General features: G+C 69.9%; 4 protein-coding genes. 3 read left to right on the top strand and 1 reads right to left on the bottom strand.

Features of this window, described 5'->3' with window-relative positions:
• From F3J10_RS34500 to F3J10_RS34490, 3 genes are all read left to right on the top strand, one after another.
• A partial coding sequence (locus F3J10_RS34500; RefSeq protein ID WP_167243949.1) for a gamma-glutamyltransferase family protein occupies positions 1 to 1819 on the top strand: 1819 nt, incomplete at its 5' end.
• 91 nt (positions 1820 to 1910) lie between these two features.
• A complete protein-coding gene (locus F3J10_RS34495; protein WP_166916826.1) occupies positions 1911 to 3194 on the top strand; it encodes a HipA domain-containing protein in 1284 nt (427 codons plus the stop codon).
• Positions 3181 to 3582, top strand: coding sequence for a helix-turn-helix transcriptional regulator (locus tag F3J10_RS34490; RefSeq protein ID WP_060002693.1), 402 nt, complete (start codon positions 3181 to 3183; stop codon positions 3580 to 3582). The genes F3J10_RS34495 and F3J10_RS34490 overlap by 14 nt, the downstream gene beginning before the upstream one ends.
• A gap of 7 nt (positions 3583 to 3589) precedes the next feature.
• On the opposite strand, the gene F3J10_RS34485 is transcribed toward F3J10_RS34490, so the two are convergent.
• Positions 3590 to 4386 (bottom strand): ABC transporter permease subunit (locus F3J10_RS34485; protein WP_167243948.1); only part of this gene is annotated, 797 nt, incomplete at its 5' end.

The following is a 4386-nucleotide window of genomic DNA, read 5'->3' as shown; positions in this document are numbered from 1 at the left end:
GGCAGCCGGCGCGGCAGCGGCTTCGGCTGCATCGTCGGCCACGCTCGGCACCACGGCGGCTAGCGGCGCCGCGCAGCGCCTGCCGCAAACGGCCTTCGGCGGCCGCGTCGCCGAGCCTGCCAGCGGCTGGAGCGACAAGCCCGGCTGGTCCTCGGCGCGCTCGATGATCGTCGCCGCGAACCCGCTTGCCGCGCAGGCCGGCGCCGAGATCCTCAAGGCCGGCGGCAGCGCGGTGGATGCCGCGATCGCCGCGCAGCTGGTGCTGACGCTGACCGAGCCGCAATCCTCGGGCCTCGGCGGCGGCGCGCTGCTGCTCTATGCCGACGACAAGACCACCGATGCCTACGACGGCCTCGAAGCCGCGCCGGCCGCCGCCACCGAGCGCCTGTTCCTGGACCGCGACGGCAAGCTGCTCGGCCCCGCGCAGACCGTGGCCGGCGGCCGGCCGGTGGGCGTGCCGGGCACCTTGCGCATGCTCGAGCTGGCACATCGGGCGCACGGCAAGCTGCCCTGGAAGCGCCTGTTCCAGCCCGCCATCAAGCTCGCCGACCAGGGTTTCCCGATCAGCCCGCGACTGGCCGCGCTGATCGCGGGCGATCCGTACCTGCGCGCCGATCCGGCCGCGCGCGCCTATTTCTACGAGCAGGACGGGCGGCCCAAGACCGCCGGCACGCTGCTGCGCAACCCCGCCTACGCGGCCACGCTGCGCCAGCTCGCGGCCGGCGGCGCGAACCCGTTCTACAGCGGCGCGATCGCCCGCGAGATCGCCGCCAAGGTCGGCCAGTCGGCCAATCCGGGCTTGCTCACGCAGCAGGATCTCGGCCGCTACCGCGCGCTGCCGCGCACGCCGTTCTGCGGCGACTATCGCAAGTGGACCTTGTGCGGAATGCCGCCGCCGGCCTCGGGCGGCCTGGCGATCGCGCAGATGTTCGGCCTGTTCGACGGGCTGCCGGACTGGCAGAAGCTGGGCGGGCAAAAGCTGGTGCGCAACGACGGCGGCGGCCTGGAGCCGACGCCGCAGGCCGCGCATCTGTTCAGCGAGGCGGGCCGGCTGGCCTATGCGGATCGCGCGCGCTACCCGGCCGATCCGGAGCGCGTGCCGGCGCCGGCCGGCGACTGGCAACGGCTGGTCGCGCCGACCTACCTGGCGCAGCGCCTGCAACGGATCGGCAACACCAGCCTGGGTCATGCCGAAGCCGGCGTGCCAGCCGACTCGACGCTGGCCACCTCGTTCGGCGACGATCCCGATGCGCTGGCGCCGCCGCCCGCCGCCAGCGAACTGGCGGTGGTCGATCACGACGGCGCGGTGGTGGCGATGGCCTCCAGCCTGGGCGACCCGTTCGGCTCGCGGCTGATGGTGCGCGGCTTCCTGCTCAACGATGCGCTGACGGGCTTCTCGCGCACGCCGCGCGATCACGGCCGGCCGATCGCGAACCGCCTGGACGGCGGCAAGCGGCCGCGTTCCTCGCTCACGCCCGAGATCGCCTTCGAGCGCGGCACGCGGCGCGTGGCGCTGGTGCTCGGCGGCGCCGACGCGATGCCGGTCGCCAAGACGCTGGCCGGCGTCACCGACTGGGGCCTGACGGTGGCGCAGGCGATCGCCCTGCCGAACTTCGGCTCGCGCAACGGGCCGACCGAGCTGGAAGCGGGACGTGTGTCGGATACGCTGGTCGAGGGCTTGAAGCGGCGCGGGCACGAGGTGCGGCTCGTCCCGATCACCTCGGACCTGGTCGGGCTGCAGCGCGTCGCGCTCGACGGGCAGTCGCTGTGGCTGGGTACCGCCGATCCGCGGCGTGAAGGAGCGGCGGCGGGGGATTGATGATGCGGCCCTCGATTCTTCAGAAAAGGAATATTGAAATATCCCAAATCGGCACTTACACTGCGGAATTGGGATCTTAAAGTATTCCGATATGGAACTACTGCTCGAAAAATTCGTGGATGGGGCATGGCAAGCCGCAGCGACGCTCACGCTGACCGATCCGAAGCGCGGCATTGCATCCCCTTGCACGCTCGAATACCTGCACGACTACGCCTACACCTATCTTGAGCGGGTCGGCGAATCCTCCTTGTCCACGCATGAGCCTGTCGGCTTCGAGATGAAACGCTATCCGACCTGGGCGCCATTCCTGCTCGACATCTTGCCGAGCGGATTCGGTCGCGAATTGCTGGTCGATCGCGAAGGCTGGCCGCAACCGGACGGGCCGCACAACGACGCCCGGGTACTCGCCCATGGCGCGAGCAATCCAGCCGGCAACACGCGCATCGCGCAAGCCTACCGATGGTTGCGGGAGCAACTGCCCGGCGTATCGCGAGGCTGGGAGCTGGAGAACATGCGGCGCCACGATGCCGACTTCATCGAGTACGCGCATCTGCACGGCACGCTCGTCGCCGGCACCAGCACGCAAGGGCAGGCGGCCAAGCTCTGGCTCACCCGGCATCGCGACGGCCTGTACTACGCCGATACACTGGTTCGCGATGAAGACGCCGCCGCGCACTATCTCGTGAAGATGCCCCGCAACAACCGCGACGCCGTGATGCTGCGCCACGAGCATCTGTGGCTGACCCTCGCGCGCGGCGCCGGGCTGGTGGTCGAAGGCGAGCCTTTCATGTTCGGCGACCTGCTGTTCATTCCGCGCTTCGATCGTGTCGTCGACGATCGAGGCGTCCATCGTCGTGCGATGGAAAGCGCGTACAGCCTGCGCAATGTCGCGAAGCACGGTGCCGTGCTGTTTCACGAAGACATCATCGACGACTGGATCGCCTATGCCGACACGAGCACGCTCGGCAACGACCTGCTCGAATATCTGCAACGCGACATGCTCGGCTACTGCCTGCGCGTGGACGACAATCATGGCCGCAACACCGCCTTCTTCCTGACGGAAGAAGGAATACGGCTCACCCCTCTATTCGATTTCGCGCCCATGTTCCTCGGCGACGACCCGCCGACACGTTCGACACTGTGGCGCGAATTCCCGCCCGGCTTTCACAACCGCTGGCCAGTGCTGTTCGAACGCTGGCTGCCCGAGCGGCTCGGCATCGACAACGCGGCCCAGCTTCGCGCGGCACTGGCGGCATGGCGCAGCCCCCTGGAACGCACGCGCGACGCATTCATCACGGCATCGCGCGATCCACGCACCGACATGTGCATTCCACGCTTTGCCACCGTACTCGGAGCACTCGATGCGTTACGCTAGGAAGTCACCCGAAGCGCTGCGCGAACTGCGCAGCACCCTGCCCGAGCGCCTGGCGCGCGAACGCCCGGACATCGCTTCGGCGGCGCGCTGGATTCGCGAGGCAATCGGCCTCAACCAGGAAGAGTTCGCCGAGCTGGTCGGCTTGAGCAAACCCCTCGTTGCACGACTCGAGCGTGGCGAGGCCAATCCCACCCTCGACACCTTGAACGCGATCGGCAAACCCTTTGGCCTGCGTATCGCCTTCGTGCCCAGACAAGAGCCGGCACACGGCGCCGACACCATCACGGGTTCGACTCAGGAAGTTGCTCCGGCGCCGGAGCCGGTCACCCAGGCGCCCCGTCCCCGCCGCAAGCTCCCTCCCCTCGTGTTCGACAAGATCACCAAATAGACCCGCCCTAACCCCGCCCCTTCCACGGCACCAAACGCCGCTCCAGCGCGCGCATCGCCAGGTCGAAACCCCAGGCGATCGCGCCGATCAGCACGATCCCCATCACCACCACGTCGGTACGCAGGAAGCTCGAGGCGTTCAGCACCATCTGCCCGAGCCCGGCGGTGGCGGCCACCATCTCGGCGGCCACCAGGGTGGTCCAGCCGAAGCCGATCGCGATCCGCAGCCCGGTCAGGATCTCGGGCAGCGCGGCGGGCAGCACCACATGGCGCACCACCTGCGCCGGGCTGGCGCCGAGCGACCAGGCCGCGGCGATCTGCTCGCCGGTGGCGCTGCGCACGCCGGCGCGCGCGGCCATCGCGATCGGCGCGAAGCAGGCCAGGAAGATCACCACGATCTTGGCGGTCTCGTCGATGCCGAACCAGATCACCACCAGCGGCAGGTAGGCCAGCGGCGGCAGCGGCCGGTAGAACTCCAGCGGCGGATCGAGCAGGCCGCGCGCGACGCGGCTCACGCCCATCAGGATGCCGGCCGGGATGCCGAACAGGGCCGCCAGCGCGAACGCGCCGAACACGCGCAGCGCGCTCCAGCCGAGATGCTCGGCCAGCGGCACGCCGCCCTGGATATTGCCGTGCCAGGCGTCGACGAAGGCGCGCCAGACCGTGGCCGGCGACGGCAGGAACAGCGGCGGCACCCAGCCGAAGTGCGTCGCGGCCCACCAGAGCAGCGCCAGGCCCGCCACCGAGCCCGCGCTCAGCGCGGCGGTCGGCCCCTCGCCGGGGCGCCGCGCGCCGCGATGCGCGG

It is taken from the genome of Burkholderia sp. Cy-637 (genome assembly GCF_011753175.1).
Taxonomy (GTDB): domain Bacteria; phylum Pseudomonadota; class Gammaproteobacteria; order Burkholderiales; family Burkholderiaceae; genus Burkholderia; species Burkholderia gladioli.
Note: the sequence above shows the minus strand (reverse complement) of the source record. Positions and strands in the feature narration are given on the sequence as shown.